Below are 1,408 nucleotides of genomic sequence, written 5' to 3' on the forward strand. Positions count from 1 at the left end.
AGCTCGTCGAGCACGATCAGGTCGAGCCGCGACAGCTGCGCCGCCAGGGTCCCGCCTTTGCCGATCCGGGTCTCCTCTTCGAGGCGTGTCACCAGATCGACGGTGTTGAAGTAGCGGGCGCGAGCGCCCCTTCGCACGACATTGGCGGTGATCGCGATGGCGAGGTGGGTCTTGCCTGTCCCCGTGCCGCCGACCAGCACGATATTGCGGCGAGGCGGGAGGAAGGAGCCGTCGTGAAGGGAGCGGATCATCTCCTCATTGATCGGTGTGCCCTCGAAGCTGAACCGCTCCAGGTCCTTCACCACGGGCAGCCTCGCAGCCGTCATCCGATAGCGGATGGAGGCTGCATCCCGGTGGGTCGCCTCAGCACGGAGCAGGTCGGTCAGTATCTCCATGGTGGTGCGCTTGCGCTGGAGGCCGGTGGTGACCGCCTCGTCGAACGCCGCCGCCATGCCCTTGAGTCCGAGGCCGCGCATCGTGTCGATCATATCATGCCGCTGCATCATAGCCTCGCAGCAGATCATAGCGGGCACAGTCGGCGAGCGGAGGATGCTGCAGCATCCGGTCTTCCGAAGTGACGATGCTGTGGGGTGTCGCCGGCTCGCGGCGCCGGGAGAGGATGTTGAGGATCAGCTCGTCGCTGGCCGTTCCGTTCGCCAACGCTTCGCGCACGGCAGCCTCTACCGGCTCCAGGCCATCGGTGAGCACCGCCGAGAGGACCCGCACGAACCTGCGATCGGCCTCGTCCCCGGTGCCGAGCCTTCGCCGTAATCGGTGCAGGGCGGGCGGCAGATCCCAGTCCTGGAACGGTGCGCCGTTACGCAGCGCACCGGGCTTGTGCGCGAGGACCGGCAGATAATGCCAGGGATCGTATATCGTGCAGTTCCGACCGAAGTGGCGCTCATGCTCCCCGACGATCGCATCGCCGCAGCGTATGACGATGCGATCGGCATAGGAGCGCACCTGAACGGTCCGGCGTGCGGCCGTCGACATGACCGAGTAGCGGTTGCGATCGAAGCTGATGAGGCAGGTGCCGGTGACGGCATGCTCGCTCTCATGGAAGCCATCGAACGGCGCCAGGATCGGCTGCAGGGCCGGTCGCTCCATATCCAGCGCCTCGGCGACGGTAATATCCCCGCGTTCGGGATGGGCATGATGCTCGGCCCAGCGTCGGCACTCGGCCTCCAGCCACCCGTTGAGCTCAGCCAGGCTGGCGAACCGGAGCCGCGGCTGGAAGAAGCGGCCTCGGATCGTCTGGACCTGCTGCTCGACCTGGCCCTTCTCCCATCCCGCCGCCGGCGAGCAGGCGGTCGGCTCGACTGCTGCGCGACAATCAGGGTGAGAATTGCCGACAATCAGGATGAGAATGGCGGCGGTGTGTCTGTCGGGACGAGGGGCGAAGCCCCGA

2 protein-coding genes are annotated in these 1,408 nt (G+C 66.5%); both read right to left on the minus strand.

Translation table 11 applies throughout. The features are described 5' to 3' along the window. Window positions 1-503: ATP-binding protein (locus tag FHR21_RS20640; RefSeq protein ID WP_184101825.1), on the minus strand; the 503-nt coding region annotated here is incomplete at its 3' end. Further along, window positions 490-1,408: Mu transposase domain-containing protein (locus FHR21_RS20645; RefSeq protein WP_420825301.1), on the minus strand; the 919-nt coding region annotated here is incomplete at its 5' end. The genes FHR21_RS20640 and FHR21_RS20645, both read right to left, overlap by 14 nt.

It is taken from the genome of Sphingopyxis panaciterrulae (genome assembly GCF_014199295.1).
Taxonomy (GTDB): Bacteria; Pseudomonadota; Alphaproteobacteria; order Sphingomonadales; family Sphingomonadaceae; genus Sphingopyxis; species Sphingopyxis panaciterrulae.